The 15423-nt window shown below is 66.1% G+C and carries 15 protein-coding genes; 9 read left to right on the top strand and 6 right to left on the bottom strand.

All coding sequences use genetic code 11. The features are described 5' to 3' along the window. Positions 1-25: 25 nt before the first annotated feature. The 4 genes from purU to FPY90_RS18210 all read left to right on the top strand — a co-directional run bounded on the left by purU (position 26) and on the right by FPY90_RS18210 (position 3309). Complete coding sequence (gene purU / locus FPY90_RS18225) at positions 26-874, top strand: formyltetrahydrofolate deformylase (protein WP_498682605.1); 849 nt, start codon at positions 26-28, stop codon at positions 872-874. A gap of 462 nt (positions 875-1336) precedes the next feature. Further along, the gene (locus tag FPY90_RS18220) at positions 1337-1651 is read left to right on the top strand and encodes a hypothetical protein (protein WP_498682603.1); all 315 of its coding nucleotides are present in this window, start codon (positions 1337-1339) and stop codon (positions 1649-1651) included. 423 nt (positions 1652-2074) lie between these two features. Beyond that, positions 2075-2509 (top strand): hypothetical protein, encoded by a 435-nt coding sequence (locus FPY90_RS18215; RefSeq protein ID WP_498682601.1) that lies wholly within the window; start codon positions 2075-2077, stop codon positions 2507-2509. Next, complete coding sequence (locus FPY90_RS18210) at positions 2494-3309, top strand: HTTM domain-containing protein (RefSeq protein WP_498682599.1); 816 nt, start codon at positions 2494-2496, stop codon at positions 3307-3309. Before FPY90_RS18215 ends, FPY90_RS18210 begins: the two co-directional genes overlap by 16 nt. 91 nt (positions 3310-3400) lie before the next feature. On the opposite strand, the gene FPY90_RS18205 is transcribed toward FPY90_RS18210, so the two are convergent. Then, positions 3401-3853 carry an OsmC family protein gene (locus FPY90_RS18205; RefSeq protein ID WP_498682596.1) on the bottom strand — a complete coding sequence of 151 codons (453 nt, stop codon included), beginning with the start codon at positions 3851-3853 and terminating at the stop codon, positions 3401-3403. 72 nt (positions 3854-3925) lie between these two features. On the opposite strand from FPY90_RS18205, the gene FPY90_RS18200 reads away from it, so the two are divergent. Then, positions 3926-5293 (top strand): APC family permease, encoded by a 1368-nt coding sequence (locus FPY90_RS18200; protein ID WP_498682595.1) that lies wholly within the window; start codon positions 3926-3928, stop codon positions 5291-5293. 75 nt (positions 5294-5368) lie between these two features. Here FPY90_RS18200 and FPY90_RS18195 read toward each other — a convergent pair whose 3' ends face one another. Further along, entirely contained in the window at positions 5369-5905 is a 537-nt protein-coding gene (locus FPY90_RS18195; protein ID WP_498682593.1) for a hypothetical protein, read from the bottom strand. 317 nt (positions 5906-6222) lie between these two features. Here FPY90_RS18195 and FPY90_RS18190 point away from each other — a divergent pair, with 317 nt between their 5' ends. The 4 genes from FPY90_RS18190 (at position 6223) to FPY90_RS18175 (ending at position 9015) form a co-directional block, all read left to right on the top strand. Then, entirely contained in the window at positions 6223-6747 is a 525-nt protein-coding gene (locus FPY90_RS18190) for a gamma carbonic anhydrase family protein (protein WP_498682590.1), read from the top strand. 43 nt (positions 6748-6790) lie between these two features. Next, positions 6791-7852, top strand: a complete 1062-nt coding sequence (locus tag FPY90_RS18185) for a Gfo/Idh/MocA family protein (protein WP_498682588.1) — start codon at positions 6791-6793, stop codon at positions 7850-7852. 97 nt (positions 7853-7949) lie between these two features. Continuing rightward, complete coding sequence (locus FPY90_RS18180; protein ID WP_498682585.1) at positions 7950-8546, top strand: hypothetical protein; 597 nt, start codon at positions 7950-7952, stop codon at positions 8544-8546. 169 nt (positions 8547-8715) lie between these two features. After that, positions 8716-9015 carry a hypothetical protein gene (locus tag FPY90_RS18175; RefSeq protein WP_498682584.1) on the top strand — a complete coding sequence of 100 codons (300 nt, stop codon included), beginning with the start codon at positions 8716-8718 and terminating at the stop codon, positions 9013-9015. A 123-nt stretch (positions 9016-9138) separates the two neighbouring features. On the opposite strand, the gene FPY90_RS18170 is transcribed toward FPY90_RS18175, so the two are convergent. The 4 genes from FPY90_RS18170 to metE form a co-directional block, all read right to left on the bottom strand. After that, positions 9139-10146, bottom strand: coding sequence for a bile acid:sodium symporter family protein (locus FPY90_RS18170; protein ID WP_498682583.1), 1008 nt, complete (start codon positions 10144-10146; stop codon positions 9139-9141). A 207-nt stretch (positions 10147-10353) separates the two neighbouring features. Further along, entirely contained in the window at positions 10354-11562 is a 1209-nt protein-coding gene (locus tag FPY90_RS18165) for a cystathionine gamma-synthase (protein ID WP_498682582.1), read from the bottom strand. Between the two features lie 18 nt (positions 11563-11580). Beyond that, positions 11581-12918, bottom strand: coding sequence for an O-acetylhomoserine aminocarboxypropyltransferase/cysteine synthase family protein (locus tag FPY90_RS18160; RefSeq protein WP_498682581.1), 1338 nt, complete (start codon positions 12916-12918; stop codon positions 11581-11583). A gap of 104 nt (positions 12919-13022) precedes the next feature. Beyond that, positions 13023-15380, bottom strand: coding sequence for a 5-methyltetrahydropteroyltriglutamate--homocysteine S-methyltransferase (gene metE, locus FPY90_RS18155; RefSeq protein WP_498682580.1), 2358 nt, complete (start codon positions 15378-15380; stop codon positions 13023-13025). Positions 15381-15423: the final 43 nt, after the last annotated feature.

Genomic DNA, 15423 nt, shown 5'->3' with positions numbered 1-15423 from the left:
CGTTGCCTGCATGTAGCGTGAATACGTGACCACCAACGAATTCATTGTCTCCCTGTCTTGTCCCGACCGTCCGGGCATCGTCCACGCCGTGTCCGGAGCCTTGCTGAGCGCGGGGTGCAACATCACCGAGTCGCAGCAATTCGAAAGCCCCGAGACCCACAACTTCTTCATGCGCATCGCCGTGGCCACGGCCCAGGACCTCGATGCGGTGCGCAACGCACTGGGTCCGGTGCGCGAGGAATTCGGCATGGAACTGGGCATCACCGCGGCCGGCTCCCAGGTGCGGACCTTGATCATGGTGTCCAAGGAAGGCCACGCGCTCAACGACCTGCTCTTTGCCCAGCGTGCCGGGACCCTGCCGGTGGAGATCCCGGTCATCGTCTCCAACCACCTGGACCTGAAGCCCATGGCCGACTTCCATGGCATTGAATTCATCCACATCCCGGTCACCGCAGCGACCAAGGCCCAGGCCGAGGCACAGCTGCTGGCGCTGGTGGACGAGCACAACATCGAATTGGTGGTGCTGGCCCGCTACATGCAGATCCTCTCGGACGATTTGTGCCGCGCGCTCAACGGCCGCGCCATCAACATCCACCACTCGTTCCTGCCCTCCTTCAAGGGGGCCAAGCCCTACCACCAGGCCCACGCCCGCGGCGTGAAGCTCATTGGCGCGACCGCCCATTACGTCACGGCGGACCTGGACGAGGGGCCGATCATCGAGCAGGAGGTCATACGGGTGGACCATGCCCGCACCGCCAGCCAGTTCGTGGCCATGGGTCGCGACGTGGAGGGGCGCACGCTCACCCGCGCCGTGGCCTGGCATGCCGAGCGCAGGGTCATGCTCGACGGCTACCGCACCGTGGTGTTCTCCTAGCCCCGGCAGCGACTCAGCCGTTCACCCTTCCCCTTCCCCTTGCTCACATACGGATTCCGCGGGCAACGGCCAAATACTCCCCTATGAACCGTGGACAATCCTGCCTCGTTCTGTAAGGCTCGTTTCCACGACGTAAAATGGGGGTTTTGCGTGACTGGCTTTGGGCTAATGCGGGGATGCATCCTGGTGTTCGACGCAGTGTTGTCAACGGCGGGGATAGGGCTGGCTGCCCAACAGGCGCATGCCGGCACGCCAACCACACAGGCATGTCAGCAATCGAAGACCCCGGGTCAAGAGGCAGCCGATGAAGCGAGAGACCCCTCGTCCGTTTCGAGAAGATGCGAAACTCCGCTTTTCGATCCGGACCGAAACAACGTGCTGCTATTTACCTACGTCCCGCTCATGGCCTGGGCGGGCGCGTATTGGGGAAGGTACCGATACGCCATAGCGCGGGACTCGAAGATGGACCGTGTTCTGGGCGGCATGAATGTCTTTAGCAACGCCTTGCTCGCCATACTTGCCACGGCGCTGCCAATCACCACCGGGTTCGTCGGAATCCCCGCCCTCGGATTCGCGGCGTCGGCAACGTTTCTGTTCTCTTTGTACCTCTACCGGGTGCGGATTCCCGACGTGCGGCTGGCGTTTGCCATCAACGGCGGACGGCGGGTGTTGCCGACAGATCAACAATTTGGGACAAGGTGGCCATACACGGTCGTCTATACAGTTGGGCACGGCTTCATGTTTGCATACGTGGCAACCATCATCACACTTCTGTGAGGCAATCCCCGTGGTGACTAGTTGCTCCCCCGATTCCTTTCAGGACGCGGCCCGGCCTCGATAACACCCTGTGCAGTCCTTTGCTTGCGCTGCATCGGTGAGACGGTGCCGACCCTCGAAGACTCGCAATTCCCCGGGGTGCCTGGTTCCGTCAGATTTGTCAGTCCTCAAGGCAGGAGGACATTCCGGGACAACGCGCCCATGACTCTCGGCTGGATTGCGGCCTGCTGCTTTTTGGATGCCATTCAAGCCCCTGGAGCTTGCAGTAACAGGCGGGGTGTCCAACGACGTCCTGCACCGGATACTCCCCCAACGACTGACAGCAATCCTTGGAAATTTCGAATGATCATCAAGGCGAACGGATTTGGGTGAACTTCCCCAAAGCCCTGACAGAACCGTGCAGCTGCCGCTAGACTCCGAAGCATGACATTGGGGGATGTTGGGGGCAAACAGGCAAGCACGCGCCGAGGCGACGTAAGCGGTCCGGATCGGGCCATGGCCGGTGCCGCGCCGCCATCGCGACCGAAGAAGGTGCTGCGCGCCGCAACTGTCGCAGCAGCAACTGGCCTGATGATATTGATCCCGTTACAGGCTATCGGGGGCTCTGAACAGGCAGAGCGTTTCAGCTGGCATATGTATACCCAATATGTTTCAACGCCGACCGTCGAGGTTCTCACCGCCAACGGGGCAACCGAAGACGTGCCCATGGGTGAAATCGTGTCCGGACTTCGGATCGAGATCGACTACTTCGTACCCGTCGCGGATTTCCTTTGCCGAACTCGCGACGACGTGGTCTCCGTGCGGATGTCCAGCGAAACCCCGCAGCGCGAGGAGGAATTGCCATGTCCCGGATCATGAGCGGCACCATCGACGCCCGTCCGCTGGCCATCGGGCGGATACTTTTGGGGATCGCTTCCTTGATCGTGGCCACCGAATGGTTCGTGGTCCTGGCCCTAGTCGCCGGCGGGGAGCGGCTGGCCATGCCGTATTTCGAGCAACTGCCCCCGCTCGGGGAACAGCTGGTGCTGGGCATGTTCGCCGTGGCCCTGATCGCCGGCCTTGGCTCGGTGCTGGGCATTGCCGGGCGACTGCCGATGATCCTGGTCTGTGCCACCTCGGTGGTTGCTCTGGGCGCAGACCAACAGGCCTTCAGCAACCACTTGGTCCTGCAGGCGGCATTGGCCTTCTTCTTGTCCTGCAGCGGGGCACACAAGACACTGCGGCCCGGTGCCTGGAACAGGGTGCTGCAGGTTCCCTACTGGCCGGCTTTTCTGCTCAAGGTGCAAATCACCACGGTCTACGCGTTCACCGCCGTTTCCAAGCTGAACGAGCAGTACCTCTCCGGCGAGGTCATCGGACACCACCTGCGCGATTGGGTCCCGGTGCCGGTGAGCCTGCTGCCCGCCTTGGCCATCGGGAGCGTCTGCGCGGAACTCTTCCTCTCCGTGGCGCTGTGGATTCCCGGGCTGCGCCTGGTCGCGTTTCTCATCGGGGCATCACTGCACCTCGGCATCGTGTTGATGCTCAACACCGCGATGCCGCTGATCGCCTTCGCACTGATGATGATGGCCGGATACGCGCCCTTTGTCCATGACGAGCTGTTGAAACGCCAGGCCAGGAAGGGAATCGGCATAGGACTTCCCGTGACTGCCGCGTAGCGGTCCGGCTCCGCGCACCACTGGCGATCCACCGGGCGCCGGTTTGTTGGGGCCACCGAAGGACCCACCCAGATGTCGCCGGGTGGTCCTCTCAGCCTTCGGCGTCGCCGAGCTCCACGTGGACGTCGTTCGTGACGGGAGTGCCGCGTTCCACGGTCCGTGACACGGTGCAGTACTTCGCGTGCGAGAGATCCACCAGGCGTTCGACCATGCCTGCGGCCTTGCGCCCCTCGACTGTGTCCGGGAACGCCATGTTGAAGGACAGGTGCAGCCCGTCCATGCGGTTGGCACCGTCCTCAACCACCTTGTGGCCGGTGGCCGCCACCTTGAAGGACGTGGGCTCGGCGCTGCGGGCCGTCACGGTGTCGACGTCGATGGACGAACAGCCGGCGATCGCCGCCAACAGCAGCTCCACCGGGCTCAACAGCCCTTCGCCCTGGCCAAATTCAATTTCCGCACCAGCCCCGTTGCGCACCGTGTAACGGCCAGTTGCCGTGCGGGTCAGCTCGACGGAACGCAGCGTGGGGTCTTCGTTTTCGCTCATGGGTTCATCATGCCACCAGCGCGCCGGCCGATTCCGTATGCGGCGTGCGGGTCGTGGTGCACAATGTTCCCCATGGACGAACACGCAACGGCCCCGGCAACCGGAACATTGCGGCGCAGCATCTCGCTGGGCCAACTCATCTTCTTCGGGCTCGTCTTCATCGGGCCCGCGGCCGCCGTGGGGATCTTCGGCACCCTGGATGCGAAGTCGTCCGGCGCGGTGGCCACCGTATACGTCATCGCCACCCTGGTCATGGCCTTCACCGCGCTCAGCTACATGCGAATGTCCCGCCAGATCCCCCGGGCGGGTGCGGTCTTCGCCTACGCGGGTGCGGGCATCGGCCCGCGGGCCGGATATGTTTCCGGCTGGATGATCCTGCTGGACTACGTGTTCATTCCCTCCGTCGCCTACATGTTCACGGGGATCGCCCTGAATTCCTTGTTCCCGGCCGTCCCCGTCTGGGCCTTCGTGGCCGTGGCCGTCGTTGCCACCACGGCGCTTAACCTCGCGGGGGTGCAGCTTGCCTCCAAGGTGATCACCGGCGTCGTCCTGCTCGAGGTGGCGATCCTATTGGTGGTGCTGGTGTGCGGGGCCTGGGTCCTGGCGACCCACGGAGCCACGCGGCCGTGGCTCAGTCCCTTCACGGGGATCGGCGGCTTCTCGACCACCGCCGTCTTGGCTGCGGTGTCCGTTGCCGTCCTGTCCTTCCTGGGCTTCGACGCGTTGGCCACCTTCGCCGAGGAGGCCAAGGGCGGGGCCCGGATGGTCGGCCGGGCCACGATGCTGTGCCTGGTCATCGCCGGCGTCCTGTTCGTGGCCCAAAGCTACGTCGGCGCACTGCTCTCCCCCACCACCCCGGCGGAGCTTGCCGCCAACCCAGCGCTCGAGGGCGCCGCCTACTACAACGCCGTCGGGACCGGCATCGGGCCGTGGCTGCATTGGCTGCTGGCCCTGTCCAAGGCCGCCGGCGCCGCCTTCGCCGCCATGGTGGGGCAGGGGGCGGGCAGCCGCATCATCATGGACATGGCCCGAGAACGGGGGCTGCCCGGCTCCCTGGCCAAGGTGTCGGTGCGGACGGGGGTGCCTGTGCGCAGCATCCTGCTCACCGCGTCCGGAAACATCGTCGTTGCCCTCTGGGCGGCCACCCGGGGCGACGGCCTGGACATACTCAGCTCGGTCGTGAACGTCGGGGCATTGACGGCATTCATCCTGTTGCACGCCTCGGTCATCGGATACTTCCTGGTCAAGAAGCTGGGCCCCGGGCCGGGGAACTGGTTCCTGCACGGGGCGGTGCCCGCCGTCGGGGCCGCCTTGCTGGTGGTGGTGCTGGCGTCCGCCACGCCCCTCGCCCTGGGAGTGGGGCTGGCCTGGTTTGTGCTGGGGCTCGTGGTGGCCGCGATCATGTACCGGCGGCGGACCGGTGTTGAAACCGCCGCCTGACGGACTCAACACCAGGCCCGTGGCCAACCCCTGCAAATTCGACGGCAGTCCCGGGTCCGACCCCGAATACCCCTGTCAGCTTTCGGTGGCCCACTGTTCGTGCTCGTCCAGGTGGTGGCGTTCGCTGGCTTCCGGCTGGGTCCCGGTAGCGGCTAGTTCTTCCATGCGCGCCATCAGGTCCACCGCGACCGTCCAGGTTTCCAGCGTGGAGGGCGGGTTGACCCCGGCCGCGCGGGCGATCTTGTTGCGCCACTTGTTGGTGAAGCCCAGGACCTGCTCCCCGGTGATGTCCCGGTCCCAGAGCCAGCGGGCCAGTTGCCTGGCCTTGGCCAGCCTGTTGGCCTCGGCGTGTGCACCGTGGCGGAAGGGATCGATGGCGGGCTTGGCGGCAGCCGGGGCGGGTTCGGCCGTTGCGGGTTCAACCACCCCGGGCTCGACCGGAGTCGGCTCGAAAGCCTCGGGTTCGGGGTCCGGGAGACCCACCGCCACGATTTCGGCGCCGGTCTCGATGGTGTGGACCGCGCCCCGGATGATCCCCTCCAGCCGCTGGCGGACCTGGGGCTCGATGCCCTGCGACTGCTCCTCGAGGGTGCGCCGGAGTTCTGCGACCATCCGCTCGTAAACCTCAACCTTGTGCTGCGGCCACATTGTTCCGGCTGCTCCTGTTCTGCTGTGTCCGATCCCCATGAAACACCCTGCAGTCCCATGGTGCGGAGCCAAGCATCAACACTATCTGCTTGCCCCGTGAGGTGGCCACCATGCACGGGTCCCGCGCATCCGTTCGACCGGGCGTGGCCGTCCGGCGACCTGCCCGGCAAGCTTCATGGGCGCATGGCCCCGGCAAGGTCTCCCCCGCTCCCGCATGCGCCCTCGACAACGTCGTGTCGTGCAACCAAATAGCCCGAAGGGCACCGGCTAGAGTGGGTGTCATGGCCCACATCATCACCATCGATTCAGTAACCCCGTCCGTCGATCCCACCGCTTTCGTGGCACCAACCGCGACGCTTTCCGGGGATGTTTCCCTGGGTGCGAATGCCAGCGCCTTCTATGGCGTCTCGGCCCGCGGGGATTCCGACACCATCACCGTCAAGGAGGGCACCAACCTCCAGGACAACGTGGTGCTGCACGCCGACACAGGATTCCCCTGCACCATCGGCGAGCGCGTTTCGGTGGGTCACTCGGCCGTGGTTCACGGGGCCACCGTGGGCAACGACTGCCTCATTGGCATGAGCGCGACCATCATGAACGGTGCGGTCATCGGGGAGAACTCCCTGGTTGCCGCCGGCGCCCTGGTGCTCGAGGGCACCCAGGTACCGCCGCGCTCGCTGGTTGCGGGGGTCCCGGCCAAGGTGCGCCGCGAGCTCAGCGACGAGGAAGTCGAATCCCTGAAGAAAAACGCCGCCCACTACCTGGTGCTGGCGGCCAAGCACCGTGAGGCAAACGCCGCACGTTAGGTCCACCCACCCAGCCCAATACTGCATAGGGAGCACACTTACGATGGTTCGTTACATCCAGGCACCACCCGCCGCCCATTCAAGCGCCCCCTCACCAATCAGGGCCACGGGCCGCTCGCTGAACTGGGGCATTGTCTCCACCGGGCGCATTGTTGAAAAGGTCCTTGCCGATCTCCAGTCCCTTGAGGACGCCAACGTGATCGCGGTGTCCTCGCGCAGCGAGGAACGCGCCCGCGCCTTCGCCGACGAGCATGACATCGAATGGGCCTACGGCTCCTACGAAGCCATGTTTGCCGAACCGGAGATCGAGGCCGTCTACATCGGCACCCCGCACGGGCAGCACTTCGAGATCGCCATGGCCGCGTTGCGGGCCGGCAAGAACGTGGTGTGCGAAAAGTCCTTGACCATCAATGCCTCCGAGGCCCGCGCCCTGGTCGCCGAGGCCGAGGACCGCGACCTGTTCCTCATGGAAGCCGTCTGGTCGCGCTTCACCCCCGCATTCGCCCGGGCCATGGAGATCTTGGAGTCCGGCGAGCTCGGAGACCCGTCCTGGGTCCAGGCGGACCTGGGATTCCTGGCCCCCTACGACCCGACCTGGCGCCTCTACGACCCGGCGGCTGGCGGCGGTGCACTGCTGGACATGGGGGTCTACCCGCTCACCTGGGCCATCGGGGCCATGGGCTTCCCGACCTCGGTGCAGGCCAGCAGCGACCTCAACGACGACGGAGTGGACATCCAGACCGCCATCACCCTGGGTTACACCGGGGTGCGCCACGCACAGCTGATGGTTTCGCTGACCAGCTCGCCGACCAAGGAAGCCCGGGTGGCTTGCACCGGTGGATGGCTGGGCACCAACGCCCCGCTGCACAACCCCACCAAGCTCTTCATCCATCCGGTCAACGGGCCAGCGCGGACCGAGGTCTTTGAGCCGGTGGGCGGGAACTACACCTACGAGTTCCGCGAAGCCACCCGCTGCATCCAGGAGGGGCTGAACGAGTCCCCCACCATGCCGTGGGAGCACTCAGTGAACACCATGGCCATCTTCGACGGGATCCGCCACCAGCTGGGGATCCGCTACCCGAACGACTCCTACATCAACCAGTAACCAGCACGGCAACAAGTGGTTTCGCGGTGTCGGAGAATTTTCCGGCACCGCGAAACCTTTTTGCATCCCGGCCCACTTCCCGAGAAAGAAAGATTCCATGCTGGCCCGTGAGTACATCGGCGAGGAATTCCGTTCCCTGCACCTGCTGCGGCTCTTCCTGCCCGCCTACGACAACCACGAGGAACCTCGCCGGTGGTCATCCCTGCTACCGCCCGGGGTCGTTTTGGAGGCCTCGATGGACTGCAACGAGCTGTGGAGCACCTACCTGGTGGATCACCCCGACGCCGAACCGCCTGATGCACCGTTGGGCAAGTTGGACAGGGAAACAGCCGCCGCCCTGCACGAGATCCTGGTCGCACACCTGGACACGGATTTGCTGCTGCACACCCGCACATGGGTCGGGCGCTCCAAGCCCTTCACGCCCCAGGCCACGACCAGCTTCTTTCACGGCCAGGAATACCTCCACGAAGACCTTGGCATCGAGGAAATCCTCTTCCGCGGCGTCCGGGACCAGGTCCCGGATTTCGTCGAGGATCCCGCTCATTCCTTTGCCTGGGGCACCGGACTATATCCGGACTCCTTGGTCATTGCCGCTTCGCCCGACTTGTTCCGGGCGTTGCACCAAGACCCGCGCCTGGAAGTCGTGTCCATCGTTTCGCACCTCGATGTGCTGCCCATTTCCTTTGGCGGATAGGCCTTCGGCGCTGTTTACGCTCGAGCACATCCGAACTAGATTTAATCCATGAAGCGACTTTTTTAGGCCATGGGGGATGAAGCCATCCAACCCGGCTGGACTGGCCGCAAGGAGCGGGGTGTGAATCCGGCCGCGACTGGAACCTCCCGGGCTGCAAGGTGAAGCTGAGATGGACACAGGGGCAGAGCTGTTTAGCCGGCTCAACACGTGGTGCAAGGACCACCGCCACTGGGTGCGCAACCGCAAACAGTGGAAACAGATGGCCTATGGCGCAGCGGAGGACATCCACCGGGATCTCGTCGCCAGTGGGTTTCCTCCGCTCAGTAATGGGCTCCTGCGCCGGGCCGCCTCGCACGCCGACTGGTGGTGGTGGAAACAGAACTCACGCAGCGCCTTTGGACGCGCACGCTCACACCACGACAAAGGCAACCCGGTGAAGCCGACGGTTTTGGATGAAGGCATCGAGTAGGCCGGGATATCTCGTGGACGGGCCAGGCCAGCATCGAATACCGCCACCAATTGCCGAAGGTTCCTTGGTCACAGGCCTTGCGGCGCGACGAAGGAACCTTCGGCACTTCGAATCAATCGTGGGTTACTTGGAAGCAAGCTCCGCTTCGGCGGCTTCGCGCTCGGCGTTCTTGGCGCTGCTGCGGCGCCAGATGGCGGCGATGACCGCACCGGAGAGGTTGTGCCAGACGGAGAACACCGCACCGGGCAGCGCTGCTTCCGGCGTGAAGTAGGTCTTTGCCAGACCCGAGGCCAGCCCGGAGTTCTGCATGCCGACCTCGATGGCCATGGTGCGGCGGGTGGCGATCGGCTGCTTGAACAGTTTCGCGGTCCCGTAGCCCAGGGCCACACCGCCGGCGTTGTGCAGGATGACGGCCAGCAGGATCAACGCACCTGCGCTGAAGATGGCCGCCGCGCTTCCCGCGACAACGATGAGCACCACGCCGGTGATGGCGATGACCGAGACCCAGGGAAGGGCAGGCAGCACCTTGGCAACCAGGCGCGGCAGGATCACGCGCAGCACCAGGCCCAGGACCACGGGGATGAGCACGATCTGCACGATCGACTTGGCCATCGACCCGGCATCAACCGGCAGGTACTGCCCGGCCAGCCAGAGCGTCAGCAGCGGGGTGAAGATGGGTGCCAGCAGGGTGGAGATCGAGGTCATGGTCACCGAGAGCGCGACGTCTCCCTTGGCCAGGTAGGTCACCACGTTCGAAGCGGTGCCTCCCGGTGCGCAACCAACCAGGATGACGCCGGCGGCCAGTGCCGGGGGCAGCTGCAGCAGCATCGAAACGCCCAGGCCCAGCAGCGGCATGATCACGTACTGCGCCACCACGCCCAGGAGCACCGGCAGCGGCTTGCGCACGACCAGTGCGAAGTCGGGAAGCGTCAGGGTCAGGCCCATGCCGAACATGATGACCATGAGCAACGGGTTGATGGCCTTGGAGAATCCGCTGAAGGTTTCCGGGGAGAACAGGGCGAACGCCCCGCCGGCCAGGACCAGCAGCGGGAAGAGCGTCACGGCAATCTTTGCGCTGCGCTCTTCGGCATCCAGTCCGGGCTTTGGTTGTACGTTTCGATCAGTTGACATGAATAGATCGTGGCAAACTGATCAACGCCTGTCCACTTGTGACAACAATCCGTTCACCGCTTGCCACTCATCGCAAACCACCTACCGCTTATCGCGGCATCACGGCTTCATTTGCTTCACGCATTTCCCGGCGACTTCGTTCCGGACGGGAATGCGGCGGCCCCTCCCCAGCCCCCTCAGACCTTCACAAGGGACCACCGCAAGTCTTTATCTGGCCCCGGCGTACTGGCGCGAGGCATTCCGCGCGGCGGCCAGCCCGAGCTCCAGGTCGGCGATGAGGTCCTCGACCTGTTCGATTCCGACGCTCAGGCGCACCAGGTTCCGCGGCACGGCCAACGGGGTGCCGATCACCGAGGCATGGGTCATTTCCGCCGAGTAGCAAACCAACGATTCGACCCCGCCCAGGGACACCGAGAGCGCAAAGAGCTTCATCGACTCGGCAAAGGCCCGGGCCGCGGCTTCCCCTCCGGCAAGCTGGATTGAGACGATTCCGCCGAAGCCGCTGGACTGGGTCTTGGCCAGCTCGTGGCCGGGGTGCGATTCCAGGCCCGGGTACAGGACGGTTTCGACTTCCTCGCGGGTTCCCAGCCATTCGGCAAGGGTTGCGGCGTTGGCGCAGTGGCGTTCCATGCGCAGCCCCAGGGTCTTCAGCCCGCGGGCGGCCAAGAAACAGTCCTGCGGCCCGGCCACCGCTCCCCCGGCGAATTGCTGGAATCCCACGGAGGCCGCCAGCTCCTCGCCGCGGAATTCCTTCCGGGCCACGATCACCGCTCCCCCGAGCACATCCGAGTGCCCGCCGATGTACTTGGTGGTCGAGTGCACCACGGCGTCCGCGCCCAAGGACAGCGGGCGCTGCAGGAACGGGGTCGCGAAGGTGTTGTCCACGACCAGCAGGGCACCTGCAGCCTGGGCGACCCTCGCCCAGCCGGCGACATCCGCGATGCCCAGCAGCGGGTTCGACGGTGTTTCGACCCAGAGCAGCGCTGTCTTCCCCGGTTGGACGGCCGCGGCGACGGCGTCCAGGTCGGTGATGTCCACCGGGGTGTTGGTGATCCCCCACTTGCCGTGCAGGCGGTTGACCAGGCGGTTGGTGCCGCCGTAGCCGTCGGCACCGAGCACGATGTGGTCGCCCGGGGCCAGCACCGCGCGCAGCAGGGCGTCCTCGGCGGCGATCCCGGAGGCGAAGGCGAAACCGGCATGCCCGCCCTCCAGGGCGGTGAGCTGGGTTTCGAATCCGTTGCGGGTCGGGTTGGAGCCGCGGGAGTACTCGTGCCCGTTGCGCAGGACGTTGATCCCGTCCTGCACGAAGGTGCTGGTCTGGTAGATCGGCGGGATGACCGCACCGGTGAGCGGGTCGGGCGCCTGGCCCGCGTGGATGGCTTGGGTGTTGAAACCCCGGTGGCTGGTGGTTCCCATGATGCTGCTCCCTGGTCCCTAGGCGTTGACGGTTTGGCGCGGCGCGTTGGCCACGGTTTCGGTGGTGTTGTCTTGGCCCAGGGCGTCGAGCCCAGCGATGAGGTCGGCGATCAAATCGGCGGCGTCCTCAAGTCCCACGGACAGGCGCAGCGTGCCCGGTGCGATGCCGGCGGCCGCCAGCTGCGCATCGTTGAGCCGGCAGTGGGTCATCGCGGCCGGGTGCACGACCAGCGAGCGGGCGTCCCCGATGTTGGCGGCCAGCGCAAAGAGCTTCAGCGAGTCGACCAGCTGCGGCACCGCAGAGGCATCCACCAGGTCAAAGGAAAACACGCAGCCGGTGCCATTGGGGAAATGTTCCTTGGCCAGCTCGTGGTCCTGGTGGGTGGACACCGAGGGGTGGTGCACCCGGGCCACGGCCGGGTGCCCGTCCAGGGCCTTGACCAGTTCGAGCACGTTGGCCTGGGCCTTGGCCACGCGCAGCGAGAGCGTCTCGATGCCGGTGAGGATGGAGCTGGCAGAGGCCGCCGAGAGCGTGGGGCCCAGGTCGTGCAGGAACTTGGAGCGGGCGAGCATCAGGTACGCCGTGGATCCGTAGCGCCCCAGCAGCGAGTCCCCGCCATATCGGGCCTTGGGACCGGCGATCTGCGGCCAGCGGGCGGCATCGGTGAAGTCGAACGTGCCGGCGTCAATGACCAGTCCCCCAAGAACCGATCCATGCCCGGACAGGGCCTTGGTTGCCGAGTGCACCACGATGTCGGCACCGAACTCGATGGGCCTGTATGCGGCCGAGGTGGCCAGGGTGTTGTCCACGACCACCGGGATCCCCGCCGCGTGGGCCAGATCGGTGATTGCGCGCAGATCCACCAGGGTGGCCAGCGGGTTGGAGACCGACTCGAGCAGGAATCCCCGGGTCTTCTCGGTGATGGCCGCGGCCCAGTTGGCCGGGTCTTCCGGGTCGACGAACGTGACGGTGATGCCGAAGTCGGCGAAGGTGTCGGTGAGCAGGTCGACGGTGCCGCCGTAGAGCTTGGACGAGGCCACCAGGTGGTTGGGTCCCTGAAGCAGCGCCAGCAGGGACAGCGCCACGGCCGCCTGCCCGGTGGCCGTGGCGATGGCCCCGATCCCGCCTTCCAGGGCGGCGGCGCGCTCCTCGAGCACCGCGACCGTGGGATTGCCGGTGCGCGAGTAGGTGAAGCCCGGTGCCTTCAGCGAGAAGAGCCTTGCCGCAGTGGCGTAGTCGGGGAACTGGTAGGCCGCGGTGTTGTAGATCGGCACGGTCATGGGTCGGTGTTCTCCCGCCGGGGAGTATCCGGCGTGGATTTCGGTGGTGGCGTGGTGCCAGGAGCTGGAGGCCATGATCGTGCCTTTCGGGCCGAGGGAGGAAGAAGTGCGTATTAGGGGATGGTGCGCGGGTGCGGCACCGAATTCCCCGGTGCCGCACCCGCACAACTGCGTGCAGGCTAGACCGTGGCGCCCAGGGTGGCGCGGGCGGCGACGGCCGCCTCCACCAGGTTGGCCAGCGAGGCCTCGGTCTCGGCGTAGCCGCGGGTCTTCAGCCCGCAGTCAGGGTTGATCCACAGGGCCTTGGGATCCAGCGAACCCAGGGCGATGTCGATGAGCTCGGCGACTTCCTCGGTGGAGGGAACGCGCGGGGAGTGGATGTCGTACACGCCCGGGCCGATGCCGCGGGAGTAGCCGTAGCTGGTCAGATCCGCGGTGACCTCCATGCGGGAACGGGCGGCCTCGATCGAGGTGACATCGGCATCCAGTGCGTCGATGGCCTCGATGATTTCGCCGAATTCCGAGTAGCACAGGTGGGTGTGGATCTGGGTGGCATCCACCGCGCCGGCGGTGGCCAGGCGGAAGGCATCCACGCTCCAGCCCAGGTACTTGGGCTGGTCCGCGGCGCGCAACGGCAGCAGCTCGCGCAGCGCCGGCTCGTCCACCTGGATGATGGAAATCCCGGCGGCCTGCAGGTCCGCGATCTCGTCCCTCAGCGCCAGGGCCACCTGGTTCGCGGAGACCGACAGCGGCGCATCGTCGCGGATGAAGCTCCAGGCCAGGATGGTGACCGGTCCGGTGAGCATTCCCTTGAGCGGCTTGGTGGTCAGCGAGGCGGCGTAGGAGATCCACGGGACGGTGAAGGCCGCCGGGCGGGAGACATCCCCCCAGAGGATCGAGGGGCGGGTGGCCCGGGATCCGTAGGACTGCACCCAGCCGTTCTCGGTCTCGGAGAAGCCGTCGAAGTTCTCGGCGAAGTACTGGACCATGTCGTTGCGCTCGGCCTCGCCGTGCACCAGCACATCCAGGCCCAGGCGTTCCTGCAGCTCGACCACCCGGTTGATTTCCTCCTTGAGGAAGCCCTCGTATCCGGCGTCATCCAGGGTGCCGGCCTTGTGGGCGGCGCGGGCGGTGCGGATTTGGGTGGTCTGCGGGAAGGAACCGATGGTGGTGGTCGGCAGCGGCGGCAGCTCCAGGGCATCCTCCTGGGCGGCCTTGCGGGTCTGCGCATCGGAGCGTGAGAAGTCGGCGGTGGTCAGGTTGGCCAGGCGCCCGCGCACCGCGGCGACGGTGGTCCCGGCGAATCCGGCACGGTGGGCGATGGCGGACTCGGCGGCCGAGAGCTGCGCGGCGATCGCCGATTCGCCCTCGGAAAGGCCCTTGGCCAGGGTGATGACCTCGGCGACCTTCTGGTTGGCGAAGGCGAGCCATTCGGGAAGGTGGGCCGGAAGGTTTGCTTCCAGGGCGACATCGTGCGGGACGTGCTGCAGCGAGGTGGCTGTGCCCACGGCCAGGGTGCCGTCGGCCTTCTCGACCTCGGTGCGCAGCGACTTGAGGATCTCCAGCGAGGCGGAGAGGTTGTTGCGCCAGATGTTGCGCGAATCCACGATGCCGGCCACGAGCGTGGAACCGGCCAGGTCGCCGAGGAATTCGGCGGTGGGCAGGGCGCCGCGGACCACATCGGCGTGCACGGCCTCGACACCGGCGCGGGCCAGCAGGCCCTGGGTGGCACCCGGGCGGGCGGGATCCCCGGCGGTGCCGTAGCCGAAGGTGACCAGCAGCGCCGGGCGCGCAGTGGCGGCCGCCAGCTTGGTGTAGACGGTCTCGGCGAGCGCGCCGGGGACCGCCAGTTCGGCGCCGCGGTCGGTGACCAGGCCCGGCTCGTCCAGCTGCACCCACGGTGCGCCGGCGGCGGACAGCTCGGCGAGGATCTTCGCGTAGGCTGCCACGACCTCATCGATACGGGCCAGCGGGTCGAAGCCCGGAGCTGCGCCGTCCTCGGCCTTGGCCAGCAGCAGGTAGCTGATGGGGCCGACCAGTGTGGGGCGGATGGTGGTGCCGTTGGCGGCGTGCGCCGTGAAGGATTCGACCAGTGCGGTGGCGTTGGCCCTGATCGGGGTGGTCTCGCCGATTTCCGGGACCAGGTAGTGGTAGTTGGTGTCGAACCACTTGGTCATTTCCTGCGGGGCGCGGGATTCGTCGCCGCGGGCCAGGACGAAGGAGGCGGCGGTGTCGATGGCGCCGTTGGCGTCGGCCAGGTCGGCAAAGCGGGTGGGCAGGGCCGAGAGGGCGAGGGTGGCGTCCAGGACCTGGTCGTAGTAGGCGAAGTCGCCGGGCAGCGAGGCATCGTCGGGCTTCAGGCCCAGTGCGGCAAGCCTGGAAAGGTTCGCCTTCTGCAGCTGCAGGGCGGCGGCGTGCAGCATGGCCTCGTCGGTCTTTTGGGCCCAGTGGGCCTCGAGGGCCTTTTTCAGTTCGCGGTTAGGCCCGATGCGCGGGTAGCCGAGGATGGAGGCGGCGGGGAAGATTGGCTTCGACATGGTGTTTCTCCTTGGTGTTGTTGACGTTGCTGAAAGCTGGAAA

This window comes from Arthrobacter sp. C2, assembly GCA_024207135.1.
Lineage (GTDB): Bacteria > Actinomycetota > Actinomycetes > Actinomycetales > Micrococcaceae > Paeniglutamicibacter.
The sequence above is the reverse complement of the archived record's forward strand: the minus strand, read 5'-3'. Positions and strand labels throughout refer to the sequence as shown.

Bases quoted from the DNA above. Each gene is read 5' to 3' on its own strand.
- FPY90_RS18215 (WP_498682601.1), top strand. From the start codon at position 2,075: ATGACATTGGGGGATGTTGGGGGCAAACAGGCAAGCACGCGCCGAGGC.
- FPY90_RS18185 (WP_498682588.1), top strand. From the start codon at position 6,791: ATGGTTCGTTACATCCAGGCACCACCCGCCGCCCATTCAAGCGCCCCC.
- FPY90_RS18195 (WP_498682593.1), bottom strand. From the start codon at position 5,905: ATGGTCGCAGAACTCCGGCGCACCCTCGAGGAGCAGTCGCAGGGCATC.
- FPY90_RS18170 (WP_498682583.1), bottom strand. From the start codon at position 10,146: ATGTCAACTGATCGAAACGTACAACCAAAGCCCGGACTGGATGCCGAA.
- FPY90_RS18220 (WP_498682603.1), top strand. From the start codon at position 1,337: ATGGACCGTGTTCTGGGCGGCATGAATGTCTTTAGCAACGCCTTGCTC.
- FPY90_RS18165 (WP_498682582.1), bottom strand. From the start codon at position 11,562: ATGGGAACCACCAGCCACCGGGGTTTCAACACCCAAGCCATCCACGCG.
- FPY90_RS18200 (WP_498682595.1), top strand. From the start codon at position 3,926: ATGGACGAACACGCAACGGCCCCGGCAACCGGAACATTGCGGCGCAGC.
- FPY90_RS18175 (WP_498682584.1), top strand. From the start codon at position 8,716: ATGGACACAGGGGCAGAGCTGTTTAGCCGGCTCAACACGTGGTGCAAG.
- FPY90_RS18160 (WP_498682581.1), bottom strand. From the start codon at position 12,918: ATGGCCTCCAGCTCCTGGCACCACGCCACCACCGAAATCCACGCCGGA.
- FPY90_RS18190 (WP_498682590.1), top strand. From the start codon at position 6,223: ATGGCCCACATCATCACCATCGATTCAGTAACCCCGTCCGTCGATCCC.
- FPY90_RS18180 (WP_498682585.1), top strand. From the start codon at position 7,950: ATGCTGGCCCGTGAGTACATCGGCGAGGAATTCCGTTCCCTGCACCTG.
- FPY90_RS18205 (WP_498682596.1), bottom strand. From the start codon at position 3,853: ATGAGCGAAAACGAAGACCCCACGCTGCGTTCCGTCGAGCTGACCCGC.
- FPY90_RS18210 (WP_498682599.1), top strand. From the start codon at position 2,494: ATGTCCCGGATCATGAGCGGCACCATCGACGCCCGTCCGCTGGCCATC.
- metE (WP_498682580.1), bottom strand. From the start codon at position 15,380: ATGTCGAAGCCAATCTTCCCCGCCGCCTCCATCCTCGGCTACCCGCGC.